Annotated in this window: 26 protein-coding genes and 3 tRNA genes; 17 read left to right on the top strand and 12 right to left on the bottom strand. The window is 52.9% G+C overall.

What is annotated here, in order from left to right; translation table 11 throughout:
- Window positions 1-64 precede the first annotated feature (64 nt).
- The 3 genes from G4V39_RS00260 to G4V39_RS00270 all read right to left on the bottom strand — a co-directional run bounded on the left by G4V39_RS00260 (window position 65) and on the right by G4V39_RS00270 (window position 372).
- A tRNA-Thr gene (locus G4V39_RS00260) sits at window positions 65-140 on the bottom strand.
- A gap of 23 nt (window positions 141-163) precedes the next feature.
- Window positions 164-255, bottom strand: a tRNA-Ser gene (locus G4V39_RS00265).
- Window positions 256-280: 25 nt separating this feature from the next.
- Window positions 281-372 (bottom strand) — tRNA-Ser (locus tag G4V39_RS00270).
- A 150-nt stretch (window positions 373-522) separates the two neighbouring features.
- On the opposite strand from G4V39_RS00270, the gene G4V39_RS00275 reads away from it, so the two are divergent.
- Genes G4V39_RS00275 through G4V39_RS00290 form a run of 4 tightly spaced genes read left to right on the top strand, consistent with a single transcriptional unit; the run spans window position 523 to window position 3034 of the window.
- On the top strand, window positions 523-867 hold the full coding sequence (locus tag G4V39_RS00275; RefSeq protein WP_166031017.1) for a DsrE family protein: 345 nt from the start codon (window positions 523-525) through the stop codon (window positions 865-867).
- Between the two features lie 48 nt (window positions 868-915).
- Entirely contained in the window at window positions 916-1359 is a 444-nt protein-coding gene (locus G4V39_RS00280) for a tetratricopeptide repeat protein (protein WP_166031018.1), read from the top strand.
- 20 nt (window positions 1360-1379) lie between these two features.
- Window positions 1380-2564 (top strand): nickel pincer cofactor biosynthesis protein LarC, encoded by a 1185-nt coding sequence (gene larC, locus G4V39_RS00285; protein ID WP_258557824.1) that lies wholly within the window; start codon window positions 1380-1382, stop codon window positions 2562-2564.
- Window positions 2561-3034 carry a phosphatidylglycerophosphatase A family protein gene (locus G4V39_RS00290; RefSeq protein WP_166031020.1) on the top strand — a complete coding sequence of 158 codons (474 nt, stop codon included), beginning with the start codon at window positions 2561-2563 and terminating at the stop codon, window positions 3032-3034. Before larC ends, G4V39_RS00290 begins: the two co-directional genes overlap by 4 nt.
- Here the strand turns inward: G4V39_RS00290 and G4V39_RS00295 are convergent.
- Genes G4V39_RS00295 through cbiD form a run of 4 tightly spaced genes read right to left on the bottom strand, consistent with a single transcriptional unit; the run spans window position 2999 to window position 6053 of the window.
- Entirely contained in the window at window positions 2999-3193 is a 195-nt protein-coding gene (locus tag G4V39_RS00295) for a Trm112 family protein (protein ID WP_166031021.1), read from the bottom strand. The genes G4V39_RS00290 and G4V39_RS00295 overlap by 36 nt on opposite strands.
- A gap of 19 nt (window positions 3194-3212) precedes the next feature.
- Window positions 3213-3809 (bottom strand): D-glycero-alpha-D-manno-heptose-1,7-bisphosphate 7-phosphatase, encoded by a 597-nt coding sequence (locus G4V39_RS00300; RefSeq protein ID WP_166031022.1) that lies wholly within the window; start codon window positions 3807-3809, stop codon window positions 3213-3215.
- A complete protein-coding gene (cbiE, locus tag G4V39_RS00305) occupies window positions 3781-4998 on the bottom strand; it encodes a precorrin-6y C5,15-methyltransferase (decarboxylating) subunit CbiE (RefSeq protein ID WP_166031023.1) in 1218 nt (405 codons plus the stop codon). Before cbiE ends, G4V39_RS00300 begins: the two co-directional genes overlap by 29 nt.
- The gene (gene cbiD / locus G4V39_RS00310; RefSeq protein WP_166031024.1) at window positions 4989-6053 is read right to left on the bottom strand and encodes a cobalt-precorrin-5B (C(1))-methyltransferase CbiD; all 1065 of its coding nucleotides are present in this window, start codon (window positions 6051-6053) and stop codon (window positions 4989-4991) included. Before cbiD ends, cbiE begins: the two co-directional genes overlap by 10 nt.
- A gap of 581 nt (window positions 6054-6634) precedes the next feature.
- Here cbiD and G4V39_RS00315 point away from each other — a divergent pair.
- Window positions 6635-7819 carry a sigma-54-dependent transcriptional regulator gene (locus tag G4V39_RS00315; RefSeq protein ID WP_166031025.1) on the top strand — a complete coding sequence of 395 codons (1185 nt, stop codon included), beginning with the start codon at window positions 6635-6637 and terminating at the stop codon, window positions 7817-7819.
- On the opposite strand, the gene G4V39_RS00320 is transcribed toward G4V39_RS00315, so the two are convergent.
- Window positions 7809-8879 (bottom strand): branched-chain amino acid aminotransferase, encoded by a 1071-nt coding sequence (locus G4V39_RS00320; RefSeq protein ID WP_166031026.1) that lies wholly within the window; start codon window positions 8877-8879, stop codon window positions 7809-7811. The genes G4V39_RS00315 and G4V39_RS00320 overlap by 11 nt on opposite strands.
- Before the next feature lie 77 nt (window positions 8880-8956).
- Here G4V39_RS00320 and ftsY point away from each other — a divergent pair, with 77 nt between their 5' ends.
- From ftsY to G4V39_RS00335, 3 genes are read left to right on the top strand one after another with little or no spacing between them, the layout of a single operon-like run.
- A complete protein-coding gene (ftsY, locus tag G4V39_RS00325; protein WP_166031027.1) occupies window positions 8957-9952 on the top strand; it encodes a signal recognition particle-docking protein FtsY in 996 nt (331 codons plus the stop codon).
- Entirely contained in the window at window positions 9945-10586 is a 642-nt protein-coding gene (locus tag G4V39_RS00330; protein ID WP_166031028.1) for an adenylate kinase family protein, read from the top strand. Before ftsY ends, G4V39_RS00330 begins: the two co-directional genes overlap by 8 nt.
- Window positions 10567-11112 carry a (Fe-S)-binding protein gene (locus tag G4V39_RS00335; protein ID WP_166031029.1) on the top strand — a complete coding sequence of 182 codons (546 nt, stop codon included), beginning with the start codon at window positions 10567-10569 and terminating at the stop codon, window positions 11110-11112. Before G4V39_RS00330 ends, G4V39_RS00335 begins: the two co-directional genes overlap by 20 nt.
- Here the strand turns inward: G4V39_RS00335 and G4V39_RS00340 are convergent.
- Genes G4V39_RS00340 through G4V39_RS00350 form a run of 3 tightly spaced genes read right to left on the bottom strand, consistent with a single transcriptional unit; the run spans window position 11094 to window position 15520 of the window.
- Complete coding sequence (locus G4V39_RS00340; RefSeq protein ID WP_166031030.1) at window positions 11094-12572, bottom strand: TrkH family potassium uptake protein; 1479 nt, start codon at window positions 12570-12572, stop codon at window positions 11094-11096. The genes G4V39_RS00335 and G4V39_RS00340 overlap by 19 nt on opposite strands.
- Window positions 12573-12574: 2 nt before the next feature.
- Window positions 12575-13927 carry a Trk system potassium transporter TrkA gene (gene trkA, locus G4V39_RS00345; RefSeq protein ID WP_166031031.1) on the bottom strand — a complete coding sequence of 451 codons (1353 nt, stop codon included), beginning with the start codon at window positions 13925-13927 and terminating at the stop codon, window positions 12575-12577.
- 6 nt (window positions 13928-13933) lie between these two features.
- Window positions 13934-15520, bottom strand: a complete 1587-nt coding sequence (locus G4V39_RS00350; protein WP_166031032.1) for a glycogen synthase — start codon at window positions 15518-15520, stop codon at window positions 13934-13936.
- A 128-nt stretch (window positions 15521-15648) separates the two neighbouring features.
- On the opposite strand from G4V39_RS00350, the gene murC reads away from it, so the two are divergent.
- A complete protein-coding gene (murC, locus tag G4V39_RS00355; RefSeq protein ID WP_166031033.1) occupies window positions 15649-17052 on the top strand; it encodes a UDP-N-acetylmuramate--L-alanine ligase in 1404 nt (467 codons plus the stop codon).
- On the opposite strand, the gene G4V39_RS00360 is transcribed toward murC, so the two are convergent.
- Window positions 17035-17481: a CoA-binding protein gene (locus G4V39_RS00360; protein ID WP_166031034.1), complete on the bottom strand. Its 447-nt coding sequence runs from the start codon at window positions 17479-17481 to the stop codon at window positions 17035-17037. The genes murC and G4V39_RS00360 overlap by 18 nt on opposite strands.
- Window positions 17482-17727: 246 nt before the next feature.
- Here G4V39_RS00360 and G4V39_RS00365 point away from each other — a divergent pair, with 246 nt between their 5' ends.
- From G4V39_RS00365 to panB, 8 genes are all read left to right on the top strand, one after another.
- Complete coding sequence (locus tag G4V39_RS00365) at window positions 17728-18153, top strand: hypothetical protein (RefSeq protein ID WP_166031035.1); 426 nt, start codon at window positions 17728-17730, stop codon at window positions 18151-18153.
- Between the two features lie 113 nt (window positions 18154-18266).
- The gene (locus G4V39_RS00370) at window positions 18267-20411 is read left to right on the top strand and encodes a heavy metal translocating P-type ATPase (protein WP_374058492.1); all 2145 of its coding nucleotides are present in this window, start codon (window positions 18267-18269) and stop codon (window positions 20409-20411) included.
- A 118-nt stretch (window positions 20412-20529) separates the two neighbouring features.
- Window positions 20530-21120 carry an RlmE family RNA methyltransferase gene (locus tag G4V39_RS00375; RefSeq protein WP_166031036.1) on the top strand — a complete coding sequence of 197 codons (591 nt, stop codon included), beginning with the start codon at window positions 20530-20532 and terminating at the stop codon, window positions 21118-21120.
- Window positions 21121-21134: 14 nt separating this feature from the next.
- Window positions 21135-21881 (top strand): YebC/PmpR family DNA-binding transcriptional regulator, encoded by a 747-nt coding sequence (locus tag G4V39_RS00380; protein WP_166031037.1) that lies wholly within the window; start codon window positions 21135-21137, stop codon window positions 21879-21881.
- Complete coding sequence (ruvC, locus tag G4V39_RS00385) at window positions 21881-22378, top strand: crossover junction endodeoxyribonuclease RuvC (RefSeq protein WP_166031038.1); 498 nt, start codon at window positions 21881-21883, stop codon at window positions 22376-22378. Before G4V39_RS00380 ends, ruvC begins: the two co-directional genes overlap by 1 nt.
- Complete coding sequence (gene ruvA / locus G4V39_RS00390) at window positions 22375-22950, top strand: Holliday junction branch migration protein RuvA (RefSeq protein ID WP_166031039.1); 576 nt, start codon at window positions 22375-22377, stop codon at window positions 22948-22950. Before ruvC ends, ruvA begins: the two co-directional genes overlap by 4 nt.
- Window positions 22943-23920 carry a Holliday junction branch migration DNA helicase RuvB gene (gene ruvB, locus G4V39_RS00395; protein ID WP_166031040.1) on the top strand — a complete coding sequence of 326 codons (978 nt, stop codon included), beginning with the start codon at window positions 22943-22945 and terminating at the stop codon, window positions 23918-23920. The genes ruvA and ruvB overlap by 8 nt, the downstream gene beginning before the upstream one ends.
- Window positions 23901-24743, top strand: coding sequence for a 3-methyl-2-oxobutanoate hydroxymethyltransferase (gene panB, locus G4V39_RS00400; RefSeq protein WP_166031041.1), 843 nt, complete (start codon window positions 23901-23903; stop codon window positions 24741-24743). The genes ruvB and panB overlap by 20 nt, the downstream gene beginning before the upstream one ends.
- Window positions 24744-24755: the final 12 nt, after the last annotated feature.

The raw sequence follows: 24755 nt of genomic DNA on the forward strand, positions 1-24755 counted from the left end.
CCGGTTTGTTAAATCTTCCAGGCCAGATTTCTCTCTATGGCTTAAGGCAAGGTGCAGGTCAGGCTGGAGCCGGCGAGGGGACTTGAACCCCTAACCTGCTGATTACAAGTCAGCCGCTCTGCCAATTGAGCTACACCGGCTCAAGTGGAGCAAAGAAACTAAATGGCGGAGAGGGTGGGATTCGAACCCACGGTACCCCTCTCGGGGTACACTCGCTTAGCAGGCGAGCACCTTCGGCCACTCGGTCACCTCTCCGCAGATGAGTCAAGTTTTGGCGGCCTGGCGGAGGGGGAGGGATTCGAACCCCCGTCCCGCAGGTGTGCGGGAAGCGGTTTTCAAGACCGCCGCCTTCGTCCGCTCGGCCACCCCTCCTGTTGGCAAAGAGCGTTGAGCTGTCCTTTAAAATAGCGTCCCTCTGGCCCTCGTGCAAGCGATAGATAAGGTGAATTCTTTAAGTGTTGCCTCTTTACTGTTAGACTTTTCGGAAAATTCATTGAACACTTCACCGCTAAGGAGGTAGCTATGGCCCTTAAACTTCTTATCCATGTGGCTGAGGACACTCGCTGGGAGGTGGCTGTAGTGAATGCCATTAACTTCCTTAAGAGTCTCAAGGAGGGTGAGGAGGGAGATCTGGTCATGGTGGCCAATGCCAACGCCGTGACCAGGTGTGTCCAGTGTGACCCTGAGCTCTTTAAAGGTATTCGTCAGGTGGTTTTGGATGGAGGACAGATCTATGTCTGTGAAAATGCCTTGAGAAAATTTGGTATTCCCAAAGACCGTCTTCCGGAGGTCTTTAAGACGGTGCCGGCAGGTATCCGGGCCCTGGTGGAGTTTCAGATCCAAGGCTATCATTATGTTCGTCCCTGAACCGTTTCCTTCTCTATAAGAAAGCCAAATTTTAAGGAGGGGTATTTTATGGATGCTCAGGAATACTATGAAGAGGGGGCCTGGCTTCTGGCCCAGCAGAGATTTGAAGAAAGTGTTGACTGTTTCACCAAGGCCATAGAGGCTGATCCTTCACTTGCTAAGGCCTATCATGCCCGAGGAGCAGCCTATTTCCGTCTGGGCCAGGACGAGGCGGCCCTTCATGATTTTAAAAAGGCCCTGGAGTTTGAACCCGAAAATCCTCGTCTTTACTACAGCATCGGCCTTATTTATTTTCGCCGTCAAGATTATGAGAAGGCCTTAGAACATTTTAATACGGCCCTTAAACACGATTCCCTCTATGCCCCGGCCTATCTGGCTAAAGGGCAGGTCTTTGAGGCCCTGGGGGAGGAGGCCGCCGCCGATATAGAATACGAAAAGGCCGCGGCGGCGAAGAGGGAGCAGATTAAGGCCAGCCGCATCGTTGACTTCTAGAGTTTGTCTTCCGGCCCCTTATGAAAGTCCTTTATCTTGACTGTTTCTCCGGTATAAGCGGAGATATGTTTCTGTCTTCTTTGGTGTCCTTAGGGGCACCGGAGATGGTAGTAGCCCAAGCTATCGGGAGGCTCCTTCCCGACCTTAGATGGGAGTTTCTGCTTCGAGAACATCAGGGTGTTAAGGCCCAGGGATTTAGAGTTTCCTCTGTTCAGTCTTTACCTCGGCCCCTGAGGGAGATTTTCCTTCTTATTGAGAGGGCAGACCTTTCTCCTTGGGTTAAGCTCAAGGCCCGGGAGATCTTTGAGCTTCTCGGGCAGGTGGAGGCCAGGGTCCACGGCTGCTCTCCGGAGGAAGTCCATCTCCATGAACTTGGGGCTGAGGATACCATTGCTGATGTGGTAGGTACCCTGGTAGCCCTTGAGGTCCTGGGGAGGCCTGAGGTTATCTCTTCTCCTTTGCCTCTGGCCCGAGGTTTTGTTTCTACGGCCCATGGTCGCCTGCCGTTGCCGGCCCCAGCCACTCTGGAGATCCTCAAAGGGGTGCCTACAATCGGGGAAGAGACCCCCTTTGAGTTTGTCACCCCTACGGGAGCAGCTCTGGTTAAGATACTGGCCAGAGGATTCGGCCCTCCCCCCACCGGGGTTCCTCTGGCTATCGGTTACGGAGCGGGGACAAAACCTCTTCCAGATCGGCCCAACATCCTTCGGACTGTTCTTTATCAGTTAACCGAGAGTGAGATTCCCCATCAAAGGGTAGCCGTTCTTGAGACTAATATTGATGATCTCAATCCTCAGGTTTATGGATTTGTAGCCGAAAGGCTTTTTGCTGCCGGAGCCCTTGATGTAGTTCTTATCCCCCTTCAAATGAAAAAGGGCCGCCCGGGGGTACTTCTTAAGGTCGTTGCCCCGCCAGACAAACTTTATCCCCTGAGGGAGATAATCTTTTCTGAGACCACAACTACTGGTCTCCGTTATTACTGGACAGATCGTCTAACTCTTCCTCGAAAGATCATCTCTTTGAAAACACCGTGGGGAAAGGTCAGAGCCAAGAAGATCCTTGGCCCTCGAGAGACAGTTCGTTTAAGCCCAGAGTATGAAGACTGTTTAAAACTTGCCCGGGAAAAGGGTGTCCCCCTTGAGGAAATTCTTTCTTGGGTTCGGGGAAGAGCCCCCAACGAGAAGACAGGAATAGACGAACAATGAGAAAAAAATTCTCTGATCGGGTGGCCTTGATTTTGGCCAGTGGTCTTTTTTCTGGTTATCTACCCCTGGCTCCGGGAAGCTGGGCCTCGGCCTTTACTCTTTTTCTTCATTGGTTTTTGGCCCCTTTAGGGCCTGGTCCTTATCTTTTGTTTATTTTGATCCTCTCCGGCGTTGGAGTTTGGTCAGCAGCCAGGGTGGCCAAAAATCTCGGCCTGGAGGATCCACGTTTGGTAGTTATTGATGAGATTGCCGGTATGCTTCTTACCCTGTGGGGGCTGGCCGCTGATCCTTTTCTTATGGTGGCCGGTTTTTTTCTCTTTCGTATCCTGGATGTCTTTAAACCCTGGCCTATCCGGGTAGCGGAGAAGACCTTTCCCGGTGGCTGGGGCATCATGGCCGATGACCTTCTGGCTGGCCTGATAGGTAACCTCTTCTTAAGATTGGCCCTTTTCCTTCTTCACCTCTTCTAAGGGGCGGGCCTCATCAATAAGCATAATAGGGATACCTTCTCTTACCTCGTAAAAAAGGTGGCAGTTTTCGCACACCAGCCCCCCAAGGCTTTCATCCAGCTTAATCTCTCCGCGACACTTGGGACAAGCCAAAATCTTAAGAAGATCTTCAGGAATCATTTCTCTCCTCCTTTTATCTTTAAAATGGGCCATCCTTGGAACGAGCTTGGCCCTCAAGGATGGCCTTAGCGGCCATAGCGATATCAGCCGTGATTCGCCAAGGACGGAAGGAGATGGCCTTAAGGCGGGATAGTTCCCGCTGGCCATATCCGGTGAGGACCAAGATTCCCCGGGCGCCCAGGTTATGGGCCAGATGGAGGTCAACCAGCTTATCTCCAATGACGTAGGCCCGGGTTAAGTCAAGGTCAAGATCTCTGGCGGCCTGTTGGGCCAGCCCGGGAGCCGGCTTGCGGCAGGAGCAGAGGACGTTGTAGGGGGGCCTGTCTCCCTCAGGGTGGTGGGGACAGACATAGATGGCATCCACAGTGGCCCCCTCCTTCTTAAGGAGTCTGAGAAGATGTTTGTTTACCCGGGAGACATCGCTGAGGTCAAAATAGCCTCGGGCTACCCCGCTTTGGTTGGTGATGACCACCAAGGCATAGCCGGCTGCCTTCAGGGCCTTAAGGGCCCCGGCGGCCCCGGGGATGAGCTTCAGGGACTCCGGGTGCCGTAAGTAACCGACTTCTTCGTTTATCGTTCCGTCCCGATCAAGAAAGACCACTGGTCGGCGTTTCATCTGTCTTCTCGCAGCTTATAATAAAGATGACGTTTTCCGCCCTAAATATCCGCGGCTTGGTTCCAGAATCTGTTCGATTTATCTGCACAGAGATTATCTCTGGCCGCAGCCCCTCGCCTCTTAGTATTTCATCAGCTTGACTTAGGGTATCAAGGGTTACCGCCGAGATAACTATCCGGCCTCCGGGATTGAGTCTGGCCAGAGTTGTTTGGATAATCTCTCTGAGCTTTCCACCTGAGCCACCGATAAAGACTCGATCCGGTGAGGGTAGGCGCTTGATGGCTGTTTCGGCGTTCTCAAAGAGGGCCTCTATCTGGAAGGCCTGATATCGCCGGATATTTTCCTGAAGATATTTGATCTGCAGGGGGTCCTTCTCTATGGCATAGACCCTGAGTTGCGGCGAAATTCCTAGGGCCTCAATAGCTACAGAACCCGATCCTGCCCCTATGTCCCAGAGTATCCCTTGAGCAGGAAGCCGCAGTTTGGCCAAGATAATGGCTCGGACTTCATCCTTGGTGATAAGTCCTCTCTGATAGGAAAACTCCTCTGTCCTTAGGCCCAATCGGGGGCGTGGGAGAGGGGACCAATCAATGATAACGAGATTCAAGTCTGAATAAGGTCCAGGGGGAAGGCTCCTGGCCCTGGCCTCGGTAATCCTCTGGCTGGGGGTTCCTAGATCCTCCAAAACCCAGAGCTTGAGATCTTCCAGACCGGCCGAGCAGAGCCTCTGGGCCATTCGGAAAGGATCTTTTCCAGATGAGGTAAGAACAGCCACTTTGGTTTGAGGAAGCGAGGCCAGCTTTCTTAATAGTTCATGTGAACGTCCGTGGAGAGAGATAAAGTGGGCCCTGTCCCAGGGCTCCTTGATAGCGGCGAAGGCCAATTGAATAGAAGAGACAGCCGGATAAAAGGAGAGTCTGGGGGCTTCTATCTCCTTGAGGAGCCGGCGTCCGATGCCAAAAAAAAGCGGGTCTCCCGAGGCCAGGACGGCCACCGACTCTCTGGAGAGGCGTTCTTTTATCTCCTTTATGGACTGATCAAGCGGCATAAGGGGCTTAAGGAGGAGGCCTGGGGGGAGCCAGGGGCTGTGGCGCTTGGCCCCAAAGGCCACCTTGACACCGGAGAGGGCCTGGTGTCCATCTTTCGTGGGACCGTGGGGGCCGATACCAATTACGTGGGCTAAAAACATCGGGAGAGAATCACCTCTTGGGCGTAAGAAATAAGATGATAGCAGAGCCTTTGTTCTCTTCTAAGGAGAGTTTTGAGTCGCCAGCCGGCCTGCTCAACGACCACTTTGAATATTTCTTGGGCGTCTTCACGTTGGCAGATAATTTCAAAGGTTTCCCGGGCGGTATTTGCCTCAGGAAATGAGATTTTTTTATGGGGAAGAAGCTCCTTGAGCAGTCTTTCCACCTCTTTGGGGCCGGCGATTCCATGGCGGACGTGGGTTTGATCAAAACCCAGGGCGGCCTTGACCAGTTTGGCCCACTGGGTGGTCAGGTGAATGGTGTTGAAGCGGCGTCTGCCTGCCTCTTTTAAAGAGAAGGCCAGATAATCCCCCATGTGGATGAAGGCCTCTTCTGGGAGCTGTAGGATTTTACCTACGGCATTTTCTGAGGTTCGGCCAGTAGCCAGAACTATTTCTCTGATTCCCAGGGCCTGGGCTACATTCATGGCTGTGGCTATGGTAGCACACCAGGCCTCAGCAGAGACGGGTTTAACAATACCTGTGGTCCCAAGAATAGATATTCCTCCGACTATTCCCAGACGGGCATTAAGGGTATAACGGGCCAGCTCTCGTCCTTTAGGGACTGAGATTATTACTTTAAAGGCCAGGTTATTTTCGGCCACTTCGGATAGAGCCTCCTGGATCATCTTTCTGGGGCCCGGGTTTATGGCCGGCTCTCCCGGGGGGATAGGGAGCCCCGGCTTGGTGACCGTTCCTACTCCTTCTCCGGCCTGAAAGTCTATGCCTTTGCCGTTTGGCAATGGCTTAAGTCCCACCAATATTTCGGCTCCATTGGTCACATCTGGGTCATCTCCGGCATCTTTGATGACCCCGGCCCAGGTAGTTTCTCCCTCTTGCCAGATTCGGTTTACAGGCAATCGGCGCCTTATTCCATCTGGAAATGGTATCTCTACTTCCCGGGGATATTCTCTCCGAAGAAGGTAAAGGGCAGCCGCCTTGGCGGCGGCGGCGGCACAGGCACCGGTAGTATAACCAGAACGAAGTCGCTTTTTCACTTATCTAAAAGGCCTTTTCTGTTTTTCGAAAAAAACTGCCGGACTAAGACCTGCGGCTTGCAGTTTTGACACCTGTGGCCAGATTTTTTGATCCCGAGGCAAGCCTCTCCTAAAAGATTTTTGACATCTCAAGCTCTATTTTTAAACTATTTACATGGTTCAAGAACAGTTTAAACCCTCAAAAGATTCTTCTTCCGCCCCTAAAAAAGGCCATTTTCTTCTTTCCTGTGGCATCTTTTTGGGCCTTGCCGGCCTGTGGTCTTTTTCTCCTTTGATCAACCTCTTGGGTCGTCAAAGGCTTCGGAGTCGTTTGTTTCCGGAGCGATCCCCCGGCCGAGATCCAAAATCCCAAGATCCGGGAGAGAGATAAAAAAACGGATCAGACTGTAGGATTTTCCCTTCGCTCTATTAGTATATTTTGGTATCTTCTGGTTAACCTCTTTGGATTTTTCCCCTTTTGCTCCTTCTTTGTTGGTGCATTTTAGGATTTTTTGTTCTGATCCGAGGGTCTTTTTCAGGAATAGTGATTGCTACTTGAGGATTATCAGCTATTTACCGAACCTTGTCTTTAAGGAGAGAAAATGCGGGTCTTGGTTCTTTCTCCAGAGGCAAATTTTCGGGAGTTTGTCTGTCAGCTCCTGGAGGGCTGGGGCCTTGAGGCCTTCTCTGGGACCAAAGAATGGAAAAGACCGGATCTTATGGTCACCCTTGAGGCCCGTAGTCAAGATCTACGTTTCCTGGATTCCCTGTTTGAAGGGCAAGGTCGGGTACCCATCATCAATATTTCCCGGCGTCCCCGGGGCCACCACTGGGAATTTAAAAACATCCATCCTGTAAACCTCAGACGCCCCTTTTTCCCGCACCAGCTTCTCTTAAGCATAGAGCGCCTTCTTAAGGCTAAATTAAGTGTAGGTCCAGACCGACGTCTTCTGGCCCTGGTAGGGCGCAGTCCGGCGATGATGAGCATCAAGAAGTTCTTACCCGCCGCGGCCAAGGCCGAACTGCCCATTTTTATTGAGGGGGCACCAGGCACCGGAAAGACCCTTCTGGCCCGGTTTCTTCATGCCTATTCGGATCGGGCCGATGGCCCCTTTGTGATCTTTGATCCCCGCAATCTTCCCCCTACACTTCAGGCAACAGCCCTTCTGGGGGCCGTAAGAGGAGGCTTTAAAGGACAGCGTCGGGCCTTACCAGCCCGGCTGAAAATGGCTCAGGGAGGAACCCTTCTTATTAAGAATATTGAGTATCTCTGCCCCGACCTGCAAAAGGCCCTTCTAAGGGTCCTTGAATCCGGTAAATTCACCCCCCTTGGCTCTCGGGCCTCAGAGATGGCTGATATTCGCCTGATCACCACCAGTATCTGGGATCGTGAGGCCATTATCAGCTCCGGCCGCGTCTTTCCCCAGTTGTTCTTCCGTCTGGAAAGCCTCCATTTTTATCTTCCTCCTCTTCAGGAACGTTTGCAGGATATTGGCCCCCTTATAGAATATTTTCTGGAGATTTATGCAGCCTTCTACGGATTCTCTTATCAGGCAATGGGAGGGCGAGCCGAGAGGGCCCTGCGTGAACATCGCTTCTCGGACAATGTCAGGGGGTTAGAGGAGGCGGTGAAGGTCTTCCTGTTGGAAGGTGAGGAAGGCCTCTCCCGAATGATTCCAGAAATATCCAGGATGCCTGAGATCCGGATTCGTCCTCTCAGCCAGATCGAAGACGAGCTCCTATCGGCTATGCCTACCGTGGCCGCCACCAAGGCCCTTAATCAATGATCTTTATCCAGCCATAGGGGTCTTCTTTTTCGCCGTACTGGTAGGCAGTAAGTTCATTAAATAGCCTCTGGGCGAGCGGCCCTGTCTGACCGCCGTTTATGACATACTCCTGGTCCTGATAGCGGAGGAGGCCAACGGGGGAGATAACGGCCGCCGTACCGGTACCGAAACACTCCTTGAGGCGACCGGTAGCAATACCTTCAATGACTTCCTCTATGCTGATACGCCTTTCGGCAACCGGGATTCCCCAGTCTCTGGCTAGCTTAATTACCGAATCTCTGGTAATTCCCGGCAGGATACTGCCGGTGAGCTCCGGGGTTACCAGCTCATCTTCAAAATAAAAGAAGATGTTCATAGTCCCCACTTCTTCAACAAAACGACGTTCTTTAGCGTCTAACCAGAGGACCTGAGTAAAACCTTTGGCCTTAGCCTCCTCAGAGGCCATAAGGCTGGCGGCGTAGTTGCCTCCTGTTTTGACATCTCCTACTCCTCCGGGTACGGCCCGGACATAGCGATCCGTAACGTATATTTTTACCGGATTGAATCCCTCGGCATAGTAGGCCCCTACTGGAGAAAGGATAACGTAATAGTAATAACTACAGCTGGGTTTGACCCCCAGGGTGGCCTGGGTGCCAATCATGGTGGGGCGGATATAAAGCGAAGCCCCCCGTTCGGAGGGGATCCACTCTCTTTCAAGGCGAACAAGCTCGATAAGGGCCTCAAGAGCAAAGGTTTCATTTATCTCCGGCATGACCATCCGCCGGGCCGAGCGATTCATACGAGCCATATTGTCCTTGGGGCGAAAAAGTCTTACCCGGCCATCAACACCTAAATAGGCCTTAAGCCCCTCAAAGATGGTCTGGGCATAGTGAAGGACAATAGCCGCAGGGTCGAGTACCAGGGGCTGGTACGGACATATCCGGGGATTATGCCATCCCCGGTCGCGGTCATAATCCATGATAAACATGTGGTCCGTAAAGTAACGACCAAAGCCTAAAGTCTTGGGATCCGGTTTGGGTTTGCGCCTTTCTTTGGGGACCAGCTCCAGGTTGATTTCCATAGGCCTTCCTTGAAGTTAAACTAGAGACAGGATAAATCTTGATGGAACAAACTGAGTTCTTACCCCAAGAGGTGTTTATGTTCAAGTGGTTCAAACGACTGGGCAAAGAGGAGGGAGCTGCTGAGGTTAACTCTTCTCCCAAGGAGATTGAGGCTTCTAGTCCGGTGAACCTGCTGGGCCGCCTAAAAGAGCGCCTGAGCAAAACTCGAGAGGGCCTTGTCCGCCGGATGGACAGTCTCTTTTTGGGGCGCAAAGAGATAGACGAGGATCTCCTTGAAGAATTGGAGGAGATCCTCATTACGGCTGATCTCGGCGTCTCCACTACTGAAGAAATCCTGGAGGATATCCGCCAACAGGTATCCCGGAAGGAACTTTCTCAGCCTGAGGCCCTCAAGGGGTTTATAAAAGAGCGAATAAAAGAGATCCTGCTTAAAGAGGCGCCTCCTTTTCCCGGTCAAACCAAACCCCATGTGGTTTTGGTAGTGGGGGTCAATGGGGTGGGAAAGACCACCACCATTGCTAAGTTAGCCCATTATCTTAAATCCCAAGGGCTGAAAGTCCTTCTGGTGGCCGCTGATACTTTCCGGGCTGCCGCCATCGAACAACTTGAGACCTGGGGAGAGCGTCTGGATCTGCCGGTGATCCGCCATCAGCCAGGGGCTGATCCTTCAGCAGTAGCCTACGATGGCATTGAGGCCGCTATGAAGAGAGGGGTCGATGTGGTTCTTATTGATACGGCGGGCCGTCTTCATACCAAGGTTAATCTCATGGAAGAGCTCAAGAAGATCAAACGGGTCATTGGTAAACGCCTTCCGGGGGCCCCTCATGATATCTGGCTGGTCCTGGACGCCACCGTGGGGCAGAACGCCATAAATCAGACAAAACTCTTCCATGAGGCCCTGGAGGTCACGGGTATCGTCCTGACCAAACTTGACGGTACGGCAAAGGGGGGAGTCATCGTCGGTATTTGCCATGATTTCGGTCTGCCAATCCGTTTTATTGGGGTAGGGGAAAAGATGGACGATCTTCAGCCTTTTGATCCTCAAGCCTTTGTGGAGGCCCTCTTTGACTAGACGCCTTGAGTCCCTACTTATTTTGGGACCCACCGGGGCCGGTAAAAGCCCCCTCGGGAGTCTTTTGTCCCGGAGGGGATTAGCCGGTCGGGCCTGTCACCACTTTGACTTCGGCCATGAGCTACGCCAGGTGGCTAATGGAGCCCCTGGTTTTTCGGAGGCCGAGCGGGCCTTTGTTCGTGAGGTCCTATTTCAGGGCCGGCTCCTTGAAGACAAGGATTGGCCCCTGGCCGCCCGTATTTTTGAGGCCTTCTTGGTCCGGGTTCAGCCCCGTCCTGCTGACCTTCTTGTCTTAAACGGTCTTCCGCGTCATATTGGTCAGGCCCAGGCCATGGAGGATCTGATTGAGGTGAAGTTCATCTGTCTCCTTGAGGCCAATCTTGAAGTTGTCTGTCGGCGGTTGGAGAGTAACGTCGGGGGCGACCGTGAGGGACGCGATGATGATACGCAGTCTCTCATCTTTCAGAAATACAAGACCTATTTGGCCCGTACCCATCCCTTGCTGGATTACTATCGAGAGCGGGCCAAGATTCTAAAAATACCTGTCGGGGCAGATACCCGACCAGAGGAGACTTACCGGGCGTTGCTAAAGCTTTTGGCCAGGGAGGGGGTTCTTGAGCTGGCGGCTCCTTAAGACCGGTCCATGCCAGGCTGATCCTAAACTCCTCCGCGCTGAGGTGGCCTTAGATAGGGCCTACACCAGACTCCTTCCCCTTCTTAATGCTGTTATCCCCGGCGCCCTCTATGACCCAGATATTCCTTCCCTGGTCTTTAACTTCGAGGGGGCCCTGGTGAGTATTCTTCCCGAGGAGATTAAGCTGGCCCAGGTAAAAGACGAAGAGACCCTCTCTCGGGCCATGGAATATCTTTTGCGCACAATCGCTTATGTGGAATCCCAGCGGGATAAAATTACTCCCCGGGAGACTAGGGGGTATGAAGTCTCTACGGTAGAGATTATTCGCTTGCTCCCCGGGCCCATAAAGGGGCGCTACTGTCGGGCCTGTGGTTATCCCAGCTGTATGGCCTTTGCCGCCAAACTGAGCCAACGGGCCGAGAGACTCTCCCGTTGTCGGCCTCTCTTTGAAGAGGAGACCTTTGACGAAAGATGTCGCAACCTTACAGCTCTTCTTAAGGAGGCCGGCTATGATTCCTGCCTCTGACGTCTTGAGAATCTCATTCCTTGCCAGTAAGCAGGGCTTAGGAGCACCGCCATAGTATAAAGCTCCAGCCTCCCAGCCAACATACAGAAGGATAAAACCACCTTGGAGAGGGCCGGAAGATGGGCAAAGTGTTGGGTAGGGCCAACTTTGGCCAGTCCGGGGCCAATGTTGTTTAGGGTGGCGATCACTGCTGAGGTGCCGGTTATGAGGTCCACTCCCTGAGCAGTGACAATGAGGCTGGCTACGACAAAGACGGTCATATAAAGAGCCAGAAATCCCAGTACTCCTTGAAGAACCTCATGGTCCACCCGGTGGTTGTCTATCTTAATGGTCCCCACGGCCCGGGGATGGATGAGGCGCTGGAGCTGGACCCTCATAAACTTGAGAAAAACCACCAGGCGGATCTGTTTGATACCTCCGCCAGTGGAGCCAGCGCAGCCCCCAAGGAACATGAGAGAGAGCAAAAGCAGTTTGCAGACCGGGGGCCAGAGATCAAAATCCGCAGTGCCAAAACCAGTGGTAGTCATGATTGACCAGACCTGAAAGGCTCCAAATCGGACAGCGGTTAGAGGGTCGTCATAGATACCGTAAATGATGGTGAAGACCGTACAGATAACGGTGGCTCCCAACCCGACCCAAAGATAAAATCGAAATTCTTCACTCCTCCAGAAGGCGTTCAAACGGCCGGTGAGAAAGCGGTAGTGGAGGGTAAAATTGATACCGGCCACGAACATAAAGAAGGTGATGACATAGTCCACATAGGCGCTGTTAAAGGCGGCCACAGAGGCCGTTCGGGTGGAAAACCCTCCGGTGGCCATGGTGGTAAAGGAATGACAGAGGGCCTCATAAACTGAAAGCCCCCCGCCTACAAGAAGGAGGGTCTCAAGGAGGGTGAAGAAAATATAGACTCCCCAGAGAATGCGGGCCGTGTCTTGGATTCTGGGGGCAAGCCGATCCTTGGTGGGGCCGGGCATTTCGGCCTGGTAGAGTTGCATCCCTCCGACACCAAGAACAGGCAAGATAGCCAAAGAAAGAATAATGATCCCCATTCCTCCCAGCCACTGGGTAAGAGAACGCCAGAAGAGAAGGCTTTTGGGCAGGGGTTCAATGCTGGAGAGTACGGTAGAGCCCGTGGTTGTAAACCCGGAGACCGACTCAAAAAAGGCGTCAATAAAGCCCATTGTGCCGGAGAAGACATACGGTAAAGCTCCCAAGAGACTGGCTCCCAGCCAGCCAAAGACCACAATGGCGAATCCATCTCGATGTCCAAGATCTTCTTTTTCTCCCAGATAGCGGACAAGTAAGGCCCCGGTAAGACTAGAGATGGCGGCTGAGGTCCCAAAGACCCACAGAGAGGAATACTCTCTGAAACCGATGGCTATTGCCCCAGGCAACAAAAGGGCCCCAGAGAAGAAGATAAAGAACCACCCCAGAACGTAGCTTACAGCCCCTGGCTTCATTACTATTCGGGAGCAAAGATCTTCTCGATTCCGGAGACGGCCTCCCGCAAGGAGAAAATTACCAAATCGTCACCGGGCTTAAGGATAGTTTCTCCAGAAGGGATAATGACCTCGCTTCCCCTGGTTACAGCGCCCACAATGGCCCCTGAGGGGAAGGGTAGGTCTTTAAGGGCCACCCCCTGCTGAAAACGTTTGCTGGGGGGAACGACAATCTCTACCACTTCGGCCTCAGAACCCAGAAGGGTAGCCACGGAAAGAATAGCTCCCCGACGAACAAAACGCAGGATTTGGCTGGCGACCACCAGTCGGGGAGACAGGGCTATGTCTATACCCAGCTTACCCAGAAGGGGAATGAAATCTGGTCGATCGATCCGGGTAATACATTTTCTGGCCCCATGGTGCTTGGCCAGCAGGCTGGCCAGGATATTGGTGGTATCGGAGTCGGTGACGGCGATGACCAGATCGGCCTGATCAATCCCCTCCTCGATAAGTTCCTGGGCGTCAAGACCGTCAAAATTTAGAATGATACTCTGGCTTAGCCTCTCAGAAAGCTCTTCACAGCGTTCCCGATTGGTCTCCACCAGGCGGACATCAATATGTTTAGCCTCCATTTGTCGGGCCACCAGGAACCCTACCCGGCCACCACCAATGATGAAGACCAATTTGGGGGCCCGACTGGTGAAGTTAAGAAGATATTCAATGGCTGCGATGTCGCTTTTTCTAACCACTACGTAGATCTTATCTTCAGGACGAATAACATCCTGACCTCGGGGAATAATGGTCTGCCCATCGCGGACAATAGCCACCACAACAAAGTCGTATATTCCCCGCAGACCCTTAAGTTCGGCCAGGCTGAGACCGCAGACGGGGTTGTCTTCCTTGACCTGGTAGCCCAACAGGGCCACCCGCCCCCTGACGAACTCCACCACCTCAAAGGCCTCAGAGACCTGGGATATTTGGACAATCTCCTCGGCCATCACCCGGTCGGGATTAATGAGGAGGTCTATCCCGAGTTTTTCTTCGTTAAGGGGGGATCCCGGAGAGAGATATTCCTCATTGCGGACCCGAGCTACCAATCTTTTAACCCCGTACTCCTTAGAGATGAGACAGGATATGAGATTAACCTCATCGCTATTGGTGACGGCGATAAAAAGATCCGCCCTATCTATGCCTGCCTCTTCCAGTATTTTGGCCGAAGCCCCAGATCCCAGAAGGGGAAGGACGTTTAGTTCTCGCTCGATCCGGCGGATACGTTCCGGATCGCGGTCAATAACCACTACGTCATGGCCTTCTAAGGAAAGGTGCCGGCTGAGATGAAAACCCACCTGGCCGGCACCAACAATGACAATTCGCATTTGCCTTTATCCTCTGACCCCTGGAGCCATGGCCCGGGCCCGCTGATAGAGTTCCAGGTACCGATGGACGACCTTATCCCAGGTGTAGTTCTCCAGGATGTGCTTTACGGCCTGCTGTTGCATCTTTTTTATCTTCTCTGGCTCTTGGCGAAAGGTTCTAAATGCCCGCCGTATAGTTTGGCTTAAGGCCGCCGGTGAGTGTTCTTTATAAGCGAAACCAGTTACTCCGTCGAGTACTTTAACCAATCCGCCAGTGTGCCGGACGATGGGCAAGTTTCCCATAAGGCTGGCCATATAATCAGTAAGGCCACATGGTTCATATTTTGAAGGAATTACAAAAAAATCACCGGCAGCGTAGATTTTATTGGCCAACTTAGGATCATAACCGATGAGAACGGCCATGCGTTCTTGATATTCTGGATTTTCGGCCAAAGATATAAGCTGGTCTTCTATCTCCCTTGTTCCCGTACCCAGAATGACGACTAGAAAGTCCTGATCTTCAGCCAGAAGCCCCTTAAGGGCCTCGGCCAGGATATCTATACCCTTTTGTTCGGTCAGGCGACTTATGGCCGTGATAAGTGGAGCTCCCGGACGATCTTTGATTTTTCCGTGACATCTGGCCCGACCGCTCTGGCCTCCGGAGAGCTCCTCAATGAGCCGCTGGCGGCAGATTTTCTTGCCTTCCAGGTCGCCGCTTAAAGGGTCAAAGGCGGCCGGAAGCCCCAGACGCTCTGGATGGCGGGGATCGTAGTCGTCTGGATTGATCCCATTGGTGATCCCCTCGAGCTTAATTCCCCGGTCTTTTAAGGCGTGCCCCAGCCAGCTAGTTAGGGCGTCAAGGTCAGTCTCCTGGAGTTCTCGGGCATATTCCTCGGAGACAGTATTGATTATTCCGTAACGGGCTCCGGCCAAAAAGGGATCAAAGGAGCCGTTTAAGAGGTTTTCGTTAATTACTCTCCAAGGAAGGGCGGTGATGGCCTTAGCAAAAGGCAGATCGGCTACGTCTTGGTGGTAGCCAATGCCGGCATTGTGCACAGTGATTACCGTGCCTGTGGCTCGAAAGTATTGCCTGAAGCCCTCAAGCTCCCGGACAAGGGCCGGAAAGCAGGCGGTGTGGCCATCGTGGCAGTGGATAATTTCTGGTTTTTCATCAAAGGTTATCAGGGCCTCAGCGGCTGTCTTCTGGAGCAGGATGTTCATTGCAAAGTAGTCAAAGTGTCCGGCTCCCTTCTTCTTCCAGCCCTCGGCGGCCTCCTCTTCTTCGGTGTAGGTGTAAACTCCCAGTTTCTCCCGGTATCGGTCGGCCTCAATGAGGATGATCCGGACTCCGTTTATCTCTCTGCTAAGAAGCTCCACCTGTTCGCGGCGCTCTTCGTGGGCGTAGTTCATGTCCACCTCAAAAGAGACCCCCATGTCCTTGAATCCGAGGGCCTCGTAGTCCACGAAACCGTAGCGAGGCATCATTACTGTGACCCGGTGTCCAGCCCGAACCAAGGCCTCAGAAAGCTCTTTAGCAACATCCTTGAGACCACCGGCTCCAGCCAGACCGGCATATTCTCTGGTTAGCATCCAGATATTCTCGATCTTGGCCATCTCCAATCCTCCTTTTGTTTTTTTAGAAGATCTTTCGACTCCTGGATAAAAAACTATAGATCTAAAGACTTGAAAAACCCTTCTGACGGGGTAAGGCTTGTTCGACAAATTAAGGAAGAGAAGCTTTCATGTCCAGAAGGGAACAGTCTCTCAAGATCCATTTACTTGGAGCCTGCGGCACGGGTATGGGGGCCCTGGCCGGCCTTCTCAAATCTTTAGGTCATAAGGTGACAGGCTCTGATGTCAATGTCTACCCTCCCATGAGTGAGACTTTAGCCCGGCTGGGTATTCCGGTCTATCCTGGTTGGCGTCCCGAAAACATTCTCCATCTTCGTCCTGATCTGGTCATTATTGGAAACGTTATCCGGCAAGACAATCCAGAGGCCCGGCAGGCCCTAGACCTGAGGATTCCTTATCTTTCCATGCCCCGAGCAATAAGGCATTTTTTTCTCTCGGAAAGACGCTCCCTGGTGGTGGCCGGAACTCACGGCAAGACAACCACCAGCTCCCTTCTTCTCCATGTCCTTGAGTCTTTAGGGCTCGATCCTGCTGGTCTTGTTGGGGGGGTGGTCCGCTCTTTAGGGACCAATTTTCGCCTGGGCCAAGGCCCCTTCTTTGTGGTCGAAGGTGACGAATACGACAGCGCCTTCTTTGACAAGGTACCCAAGTTTCTCCATTATGCCCCGTTCGGGGCCATCCTTACCAGTGTAGAGTTTGATCATGCCGATATATATCCTGATCTAGAGGCCCTGGTGCAGGCCTTTTCAGAATTTGTCACCCTTTTGCCCGAAGATGGTTGTCTGGTTTACTGGGCCGACTCCCCTCTTGTGACCGAGATTGCCCGGAAGGCCCGGGCAACGGTGGTGGGTTATGGTCGTCAGGGCGGCAGGTTTCGTCTTCTTGAACGCCGGCCGGAAGAGGGAGGGCAGATCCTTTTAGTCAGGACTCCTCTGGGCCCCATTGAATACCGGTTACCCCTTATTGGCCAGCATAACGCCTTAAACGCCACGGCAGTTTTGGCCCTTCTTTCCTCTCTAGGTTTTTCGGTCCGGGATGTGGCCCAAGCCCTGGAGACCTTCTCCGGGGTTAAGAGAAGGCAGGAGATTCGTGGTCAGGTTCGGGGAGTTACGGTTATTGATGACTTTGCCCATCACCCCACGGCGGTCAGAGAGACGATAGCTGCCGTTCGGGAATCTTGGCCTCAGAGACGCCTTATTGCTGTCTTTGAGCCCCGCACCAACACCAGCCGGAGACGCATCTTTCAGAATATATATCCCCGGGCCCTGGCCGGGGCCGATTTGGTGCTAATCCGGGAGGCCCCGGGCCTTGAAAAGATCCCCCGGGAGGAACGGATCTCTTCTTCTCGGCTGGCTGAGGACGTAAGGGCCCTTGGCACCCCGGCCCATTACTTTCCAGATACCGAGGCTATAATAGAATATCTGGTCGCCTCAGTGCGACCGGGAGACATTGTTTTGATTATGTCTAACGGCAGTTTTGATAATCTCCATGGCCGACTATTGGCCAGCCTTTAGGCCCTGGTGGACCTTCTTGAAACAACGATTCATGACTACAAAGGCCCCGGCGGCTCGGGCCTTTTGGGCGGCTTCGTTGTTGACAATACCCTCCTGCATCCAGATAGCCTTAACCCCTCGTTTAAGGGCCTCCTCTACTATAGGACCCACCTGATCCGGTCGACGAAAGATGATCACTACGTCGATCTTCTCTTCGGAAGGGATGGAAAGAAGATCCGGGTAACATGGCAGACCGGCGATTTGCTCCTGGCCAGGGTTTACAGGTATGATCCTGTAGCCCTGATCCCGGAGGTAAATCCCTACCTGGTGACTGGGCCTCTCCGGTTTGGGAGACATCCCTACTATGGCTATAGTTCGGGCGGAGCGGACCACCTCCGCCACCTCTGATTCCGGCGGAACGATTTCTGGAAGTTCACATTCTTTACCCATCTCTTGCCTCCTTAAGACGCCTAATATTCCAGCCGGTCTGTCTAATAAAGTTCAACGGTTGCAAAATATTCTTCAACTTTAAAGAGTTCGGTGTCTTCCAACAACTGGATTTTAAAAGATCAGCCTTAGAACAGACTATTTTTTAAAGCCCTGGCCCTCTTTTGTCTTATCCTGCTTTTGTCCTGGCTGTTGGCCTTTGTCTTGCAGAGAACATTAGAACAAAAGATTTTTGAAGGAGGATTTACCATGAAGAAGCAAGCCTTGGGTGTTCTGATTTTGGCGGTTCTTTTGGCTGTTCCCGCCTTTGCCCAGATGGGTGGCATGTGGGGTGGTGGCTCTGGAGGGATGATGCATCATGGCGACGGTGACCACCAAGGCAAGGCCAGCCAGCATTCAGAGATGTCCGGGAAGTCCATGATGAATGACAAACACATGATGTACATGATGCGGGAGTGGGGCGGCATGATGGGAAACATGTCTCAGATGATGCGTCAGGGATGCACTCCGGAGCAGATGAAGGAGATGTCCAAGATGATGAGACAGATGGCCGATGAGATGGACCGCATGTCAAAGATGATGGAGGGCAAGGCCAGCCCCCAGGAGATGCAGAAACTCCATCAATCCATGATGGAAATGAGAAACAAAATAAATAACATGAGTCAGCAAAATTAAATGTCTGGGGGGCCCCCTTTTTAGGGGGCCCCTTATAGGGGGTAGCAATGAAGGCCGCCAAAGATGAACATAATGGCCACAATTCTCATTTAAACAATAACCGACATCATCCTATGGCCCCGGGTCCGGAAGAAGGACGCGGCCACAAAGTCCAAGATGTGCACTCCCACCATCCGGACCCGGGTAACCATCATTTAGCTCACAGAGAACACACCCCCCCTCTCCATCAGGAGATGGCGGGGGATGGCGATCATGCTGGTCATGGAGAAAGCGCCCCTGCCGCCCACACCCATCATGACCACCATGCCCACATGGTAGCTGACTTCAGGCGGCGATTCTGGATCTGCTTGGCCCTTACCTTTCCTGTTCTGGTTCTCTCCCCAATGATTCAACGTTTTTTAGGCTTCGAAGGCCTTATCCGTTTTCCCGGAGAGAGCTACCTTCTTTTTTTCCTTTCCTCAGTTATTTACTTCTACGGCGGTTATCCCTTCCTTAAAGGTCTCTTTGAAGAGCTCGCCAAATTACGTCCTGGGATGATGACCCTTATTGCCGTGGCCATAAGCACCGCCTACGTCTATAGCACGGTGGTTGTCTTTGGACTGCCGGGAAAGGTCTTTTTCTGGGAACTGGCCACTCTTATCGATATCATGCTTTTAGGGCACTGGATAGAGATGCGGTCGGTCATGGGGGCCTCAAGGGCCCTGGAGGAGCTGGCCCGACTTATGCCCTCTGAGGCCCACAAAATTGGCCCTGGCGGTCAGATAGTGGATGTCCCCATCTCCGGGCTTCGTCCTGGTGATCAGGTTCTCGTTAAACCCGGGGAGAAGATTCCTGCAGACGGTGTGGTGGTAGAGGGGGAGTCCTCGGTTAACGAGGCCATGCTCACCGGGGAATCCAAGCCGGTAAGCAAACGGCCGGGAGATAAGGTTATCGGTGGAGCCATCAATGGAGAAGGCTCCATGGTGGTGGAGATTTCCCGTACGGGAAGGGATTCTTTTCTCTCTCAGGTAATTGATCTCGTTCGTCAGGCCCAGGAGAGCAAATCGAAGACCCAGGATCTGGCCAACCGTGCGGCCTTATGGTTGACCATAATAGCCTTGGTCGGTGGCGCGGTGACCTTTTTTATTTGGTATTTCTATCTGGGGCGTGATCTGGCCTTTGCCTTGGAGAGGACAGTCACCGTCATGGTCATTACCTGCCCCCACGCTCTAGGTCTGGCGGTCCCCTTGGTGGTGGCTGTTTCTACAGCCATTTCGGCCAAAGAAGGCCTTCTTATTCGAAACCGGGCCTCCTTTGAAAGGGCCCGTCTTATCCAGGCCATCATATTTGACAAGACAGGGACCCTTACCCAGGGGAGATTCGGGGTCACCGATGTGGTCCTTTTTTCTGAGGACCTGGACCGGGAGGAACTCCTCAAATACGCAGCCTCTGTTGAGGCCCACTCTGAACACCCCATCGCCCAGGGTATTGTGACCTCAGCTCCCGAAACTCTGCCGGTGGAAGAGTTCCAGGCCATTGCCGGAAAGGGGGCCCGGGGTGTGGTTTCCGGCCGGGAGGTCATGGTGGTTAGTCCGGGGTATCTGCGGGAAAAGGGTCTGAATGTCCCTGAAGAGATCTCTTCTCTGGCGGCCCAGGGAAAGACAGTGGTCTTTGTCTTGATAGATGGGCAACTCAAGGGGGCTGTAGCCTTGGCTGACATTATCAGACCAGAGTCAAAGGAGGCCATTTCCCTCCTTAAGGCCCGAGGAATCAAGTGTCTGATGCTCACCGGTGATAACCGTCAGGTGGCCCGGTGGGTGGCCGAAGAGCTGGGCCTTGATGAGTTCTTTGCCGAAGTTCTTCCTCAGGAGAAGGCTGAAAAGGTCAAAGAGGTTCAGAGTCGCGGACTCATCGTAGCCATGACCGGCGATGGAGTAAATGACGCCCCGGCTCTGGCCCAGGCTGATGTTGGTATTGCCATTGGAGCCGGCACAGATGTGGCAGTAGAGACGGCTGATATCGTTCTGGTCCGTAGTAATCCTCTAGATGTGGTGGCCATTTTGGACCTTTCTCGGGCTACTTATAAGAAGATGATCCAAAATCTCCTTTGGGCTACTGGTTACAATGCCTTTGCCATTCCCCTGGCTGCTGGTGCCCTTTACAACTATGGAGTTCTTCTTTCTCCGGCCATGGGGGCTGTCCTCATGTCTTTAAGCACGGTCATTGTGGCCATAAATGCCCGTTTTCTAAAGATAAAGCAGAGGGTAAAGCAGACCTAACCTTAAAAGAAGGGCCGGGAAAAACGGCCCTTCTGCCTGCTACTGGCCCAAAGGGCCTTCTCTGTCTCTCTTCCCATATCTGCTTGTCAAAGCTCAACAGGCAGGCTATTTTCCGGTTGTGAAAAAGGGAAATGTCCAGGATTTTTATTTTCGTAAGGCCAAAGCTGAGGCCTATCCGGCTCGGTCAGTTTATAAACTCAAGGAGGCCCAGGCTCGCTTTCGCCTTCTATTCAGGGGAGCCAAGGTCCTTGATCTGGGGTGTTTTCCCGGTTCGTGGCTTAAATATGCCTCCGAAGTGGTGGGCCCACGAGGTCTGGTGATCGGGGTGGATCTTAAACCCGTTACCAAGGTCCAGGCAAACAATATCAAGACCCTGCAGGAGGACATAACCATCCTTGAACCTCAAGATCTACTTGCTATGGCGGGAGGGCCTTTCGACGTGGTCTTAAGCGATATGGCTCCCAATACCATTGGGCACAAGACCACAGATCACCTGCGGCAGATTGCCCTGGCCAGGAGGGCCTTTGAGTTGGCTAAAGAGGTTTTGATCCCCACCGGTGCGCTGTTTGTCAAAGTTTTTGAAGGCCAGGAGTTTCCGGATCTTCTCCGAGAGGTCAAAGAGACCTTTTATCGGGTCAAAGTCTTTAAGCCCAAAAGTTCCCGATCTGAGAGTCGGGAGACTTACATCTTCGCCCAAAAAAGACGTTAAGGAGGTTTTTTAATATGGCCGGACATTCCCACTGGGCACAAATAAAACGGAAGAAGGCCGCGGTAGACGCCAAAAGAGGCAAAATTTTTACCAAACTTATCCGGGAGATCATGGTTGCTGCCCGTCTGGGGGGTGGAGATCCCAGCGGCAATCCGCGGTTGCGGGCCGCGATTCAGGCGGCTCGGGCTGTAAATATGCCCAAGGAAAATATTGAACGAGCTATCAAGAAGGGCACAGGTGAGATTGCTGGTGAGGCCTATGAGGAGGTGACCTACGAAGGTTACGGCCCTGGAGGAGTAGCGGTGCTTATCGAAAGCATGACAGACAATAAGCGCCGCACCGTCTCTGAATTGCGGCATATCTTTAGTAAGTGTGGGGGCAACCTGGCCGAACCCGGGGCGGTGGCCTGGGTATTTGAAAGAAAGGGGCTTATTGTTGTCTCTCGAGAGGCCATAGGGGAAGAAGAGCTTCTGGATCTGGCCCTTGAGGCGGGAGCGGAAGATGTCCGCGAACAGGAGAGCGAATACGAGGTTATTACCACTCCGGAGGCCTTTGAAGAGGTGAAGAAGGCCCTTGAAGAGAGGGTTTCTCTTATTTCGGCCCAGGTGACCATGGTTCCCAAAACTACCGTCCGCCTGGAGGATGAAAAGAGCGTTCAACAGATGATGCGTCTTATGGATATGCTCGAAGAGCATGATGATGTCCAAAAGGTCTATGCTAACTTTGACATCCCGGATCAACTTATGGAGAAGGTTGCCTGATGCGGGTGGTGGGGATAGATCCTGGTAGCCGTATTTGTGCCTATGGGGTGGTGGAGGAGGGTCCCAGAGGACTTAGTCTCCTTGAGGTGGGCTACTTTGACCTTACCCGGATCTCCTGGCCGGAGAAGTTGGATATTCTCTACAAGGGACTAAAGGAAATTTTTCTCCACTATGAACCCCAAGCAGCCGCTTTTGAGGATATTTTTGTCTCTCGCAATCCCAGGTCGGCCCTGAAGCTTGGCCAGGCCCGGGGGGTAGCCTTGCTGGCGGCTGTAAGTCTGGGTATCCCGGTTCATGAGTATAGCCCCGGTCAGATAAAGCAATCTGTTTCCACCTATGGCCGGGCCAGTAAAGATCACGTCCATCAAGCCCTTAAATTTTTCTTTCCCGATAAGGATCTTTCTGGCCTAAGGGCGGATGAAGCCGACGCTTTGGCTATAGCTCTGTGTCATCTTTTTACCTGCGGTTTTAAGTCCGCGGTCTCTCAAGTGTTATGATAAGCTACCTGGAAGGGGTCATCATTTATAAAACACCAGGTCTGGTGGTTCTGAAAACTGGGGGGGTTGGCTATCAGATTTTTGTTCCTCCCTCACATCATCAAACCTTGCCGGCCATCTCGGAAAATGCCTCCCTGTTTACTTCCTTGGTGATTCGGGAAGAGACCCTGGAGCTCTATGGCTTTTTAACTCCTGGGGAGAGGGATCTGTTTCTTCTTTTGCAGCACACTAGCGGAATTGGTCCCCGGACGGCCTTGAACATTGTCTCCGCTCTTTCCCCCGATGATCTGGCTAGGGCTATCCAAGAGAGAGATATCTCCCGGCTCTCCAGCATTCCTGGTGTAGGCCGGAAGACGGCCGAGAGGCTGTGCGTTGAACTTAAGGATCGCTTCAAAACGATGGTTTCTCCAGAAAAAGACCCTGATCTTTTTGCCGATGCTGTCTCGGCCCTGCTTAATTTAGGCTTTAAGCGTCGGCAGGCAGAGGATGTCGTCTCAGACCTTATCTCCCAGGGAAAGCGCGATCTTGAAGCACTAATAAAAGATGCCTTAAGGCTTCTTTCCCATGAGTGAGATGGATCTTGACCTTCGGCCCAAAAGGCTGGCCGAATATATTGGCCAGGAGGAGGTCAAACGAAATCTTTCGGTGTTTATTGAGGCCGCCAGGGTCCGAGGTGAGCCCCTCGATCATGTTCTCCTTTATGGGCACCCTGGCCTGGGGAAAACTACTTTGGCCTATGTGGTTTCTCGGGAGCTTAATGTGAATATTAAGGTTACCTCAGGGCCGGTGATCGAGAGGGCTGGGGATTTAGCAGCCATTCTTACCAACCTTTCACCAGGGGATGTTCTCTTTATAGATGAGATTCATCGCCTCAGTCCGGCGGTAGAGGAAATCCTTTACCCGGCCATGGAGGACTTCCGTCTCGACATTATGGTAGGGCAGGGGCCGGGGGCCAAGTCTGTCCGGATCAGTCTTCCCCGGTTCACCCTTATCGGAGCCACCACCAGAGCCGGCCTTATTTCTGCCCCCCTCAGGGATCGTTTTGGGGTCGTTCTTAAGATTGATTTTTATTCCGTAGAGGAGTTGGCAGCTATTGTGGAGCGGTCGGCCAGGATCATGGGCATAGATCTGGACCGCAGTGGGGCCTTGGAGATTGCCCGTCGCTCCCGGGGAACCCCAAGGGTGGCCAATCGCCTACTTCGTCGGGTTTGTGATTTTGCCCTGGTGGAAGGCCATTCACTGATCAACGCCCAGGTGGCCAGCCGGGCCCTTGGACTTATGGAGGTCGATGAACGGGGACTTGACCGGACAGATCGACGTATCCTTATGACCATTATTGAGAAGTTTGGCGGGGGGCCGGTGGGGATAGAAACCCTGGCTACGGCCCTCTGTGAGGATCGCCGAACCCTGGAGGATCTTCACGAACCCTTTCTTATCCAGAGGGGCTATCTCAAGCGGACCAAAAGGGGACGAGTGGTTACCCCCCTGGCCTACGAACACTTAGGTGTTTTCGGGAGGAAGGATGAGCTCTTTGACAGTTAAGGATATACGGGAGAAAAAGGGGCGGGAGAGGATCGTTGCCCTTACGGCCTACGATGCCCTGATGGCCCGCTTGGTGGATGAGGCGGGCTGTGATCTTATTCTGGTAGGCGACTCTCTAGGGATGCTTGTCCTGGGTTATGAGAACACCTTACCGGTGACTATGGAAGAGATGATTCATCACGCCAAGGCCGTTCGACGAGGGGTGAGGAGGGCTCTACTGGTAGGGGATATGCCCTTCCTTTCCTACCAAGTAGGAAAGGAGGAGGCTATTCGTAACGCCGGCCGTTTTCTAAAAGAGGCCGGATGTGCCGCCGTTAAGATAGAAGGTGGCCAAGAGATGGCGGATATTATCTCTGCGGTAGTGCGGGCCGGAATTCCCGTTTTGGGTCATATCGGCCTTACTCCTCAAACAGCTCAGAGCCTAGGGGGCTTTAAGGTTCAAGGACGAGATGAAGAAGGGGCCCGCAAGATCCTTGAAGATGCTCGGGTTCTGGAAGAGGCAGGAGTATTCGCCCTTATTCTGGAGTGTATTCCGGCGGCTCTTTCTGGCTTGATCACCGAGCAGGTCTCGATACCTACTATTGGTATCGGGGCGGGCCCTCAGGTGGATGGTCAGATTTTAGTCCTTCATGATCTCTTGGGGCTCTTTGAGGAATTTCGTCCTCGCTTTGCCAAGGCCTATGTTCAGTTGGCCCCCCAGATCCGTCAGGCTCTTTCAGCCTACACGGAAGAAGTTCGCAAAGGCGTTTTCCCACGAGAAGAACATTCCTTCCAGATAAAAGAGGATGTCCTCAGTCGAATAAAAGAATCTCTGGAAAACTAGGGGGGCGCGGCC

It is taken from the genome of Thermosulfuriphilus ammonigenes, assembly GCF_011207455.1.
GTDB lineage: Bacteria > Desulfobacterota > Thermodesulfobacteria > Thermodesulfobacteriales > ST65 > Thermosulfuriphilus > Thermosulfuriphilus ammonigenes.

Coding starts and splice junctions, on each gene's coding strand:
- G4V39_RS00280 (WP_166031018.1), top strand. CDS start 916: ATGGATGCTCAGGAATACTATGAAGAGGGGGCCTGGCTTCTGGCCCAG.
- G4V39_RS00370 (WP_374058492.1), top strand. CDS start 18,267: ATGGCCCCGGGTCCGGAAGAAGGACGCGGCCACAAAGTCCAAGATGTG.
- ftsY (WP_166031027.1), top strand. CDS start 8,957: ATGTTCAAGTGGTTCAAACGACTGGGCAAAGAGGAGGGAGCTGCTGAG.
- G4V39_RS00315 (WP_166031025.1), top strand. CDS start 6,635: ATGCGGGTCTTGGTTCTTTCTCCAGAGGCAAATTTTCGGGAGTTTGTC.
- G4V39_RS00290 (WP_166031020.1), top strand. CDS start 2,561: ATGAGAAAAAAATTCTCTGATCGGGTGGCCTTGATTTTGGCCAGTGGT.
- G4V39_RS00295 (WP_166031021.1), bottom strand. CDS start 3,193: ATGATTCCTGAAGATCTTCTTAAGATTTTGGCTTGTCCCAAGTGTCGC.
- G4V39_RS00275 (WP_166031017.1), top strand. CDS start 523: ATGGCCCTTAAACTTCTTATCCATGTGGCTGAGGACACTCGCTGGGAG.
- larC (WP_258557824.1), top strand. CDS start 1,380: ATGAAAGTCCTTTATCTTGACTGTTTCTCCGGTATAAGCGGAGATATG.
- G4V39_RS00360 (WP_166031034.1), bottom strand. CDS start 17,481: ATGGGTAAAGAATGTGAACTTCCAGAAATCGTTCCGCCGGAATCAGAG.
- G4V39_RS00380 (WP_166031037.1), top strand. CDS start 21,135: ATGGCCGGACATTCCCACTGGGCACAAATAAAACGGAAGAAGGCCGCG.
- G4V39_RS00365 (WP_166031035.1), top strand. CDS start 17,728: ATGAAGAAGCAAGCCTTGGGTGTTCTGATTTTGGCGGTTCTTTTGGCT.
- ruvB (WP_166031040.1), top strand. CDS start 22,943: ATGAGTGAGATGGATCTTGACCTTCGGCCCAAAAGGCTGGCCGAATAT.
- murC (WP_166031033.1), top strand. CDS start 15,649: ATGTCCAGAAGGGAACAGTCTCTCAAGATCCATTTACTTGGAGCCTGC.
- panB (WP_166031041.1), top strand. CDS start 23,901: ATGAGCTCTTTGACAGTTAAGGATATACGGGAGAAAAAGGGGCGGGAG.
- cbiE (WP_166031023.1), bottom strand. CDS start 4,998: ATGTTTTTAGCCCACGTAATTGGTATCGGCCCCCACGGTCCCACGAAA.
- G4V39_RS00320 (WP_166031026.1), bottom strand. CDS start 8,879: ATGGAAATCAACCTGGAGCTGGTCCCCAAAGAAAGGCGCAAACCCAAA.
- G4V39_RS00350 (WP_166031032.1), bottom strand. CDS start 15,520: ATGGCCAAGATCGAGAATATCTGGATGCTAACCAGAGAATATGCCGGT.
- G4V39_RS00300 (WP_166031022.1), bottom strand. CDS start 3,809: ATGAAACGCCGACCAGTGGTCTTTCTTGATCGGGACGGAACGATAAAC.
- G4V39_RS00340 (WP_166031030.1), bottom strand. CDS start 12,572: ATGAAGCCAGGGGCTGTAAGCTACGTTCTGGGGTGGTTCTTTATCTTC.
- ruvA (WP_166031039.1), top strand. CDS start 22,375: ATGATAAGCTACCTGGAAGGGGTCATCATTTATAAAACACCAGGTCTG.
- ruvC (WP_166031038.1), top strand. CDS start 21,881: ATGCGGGTGGTGGGGATAGATCCTGGTAGCCGTATTTGTGCCTATGGG.
- trkA (WP_166031031.1), bottom strand. CDS start 13,927: ATGCGAATTGTCATTGTTGGTGCCGGCCAGGTGGGTTTTCATCTCAGC.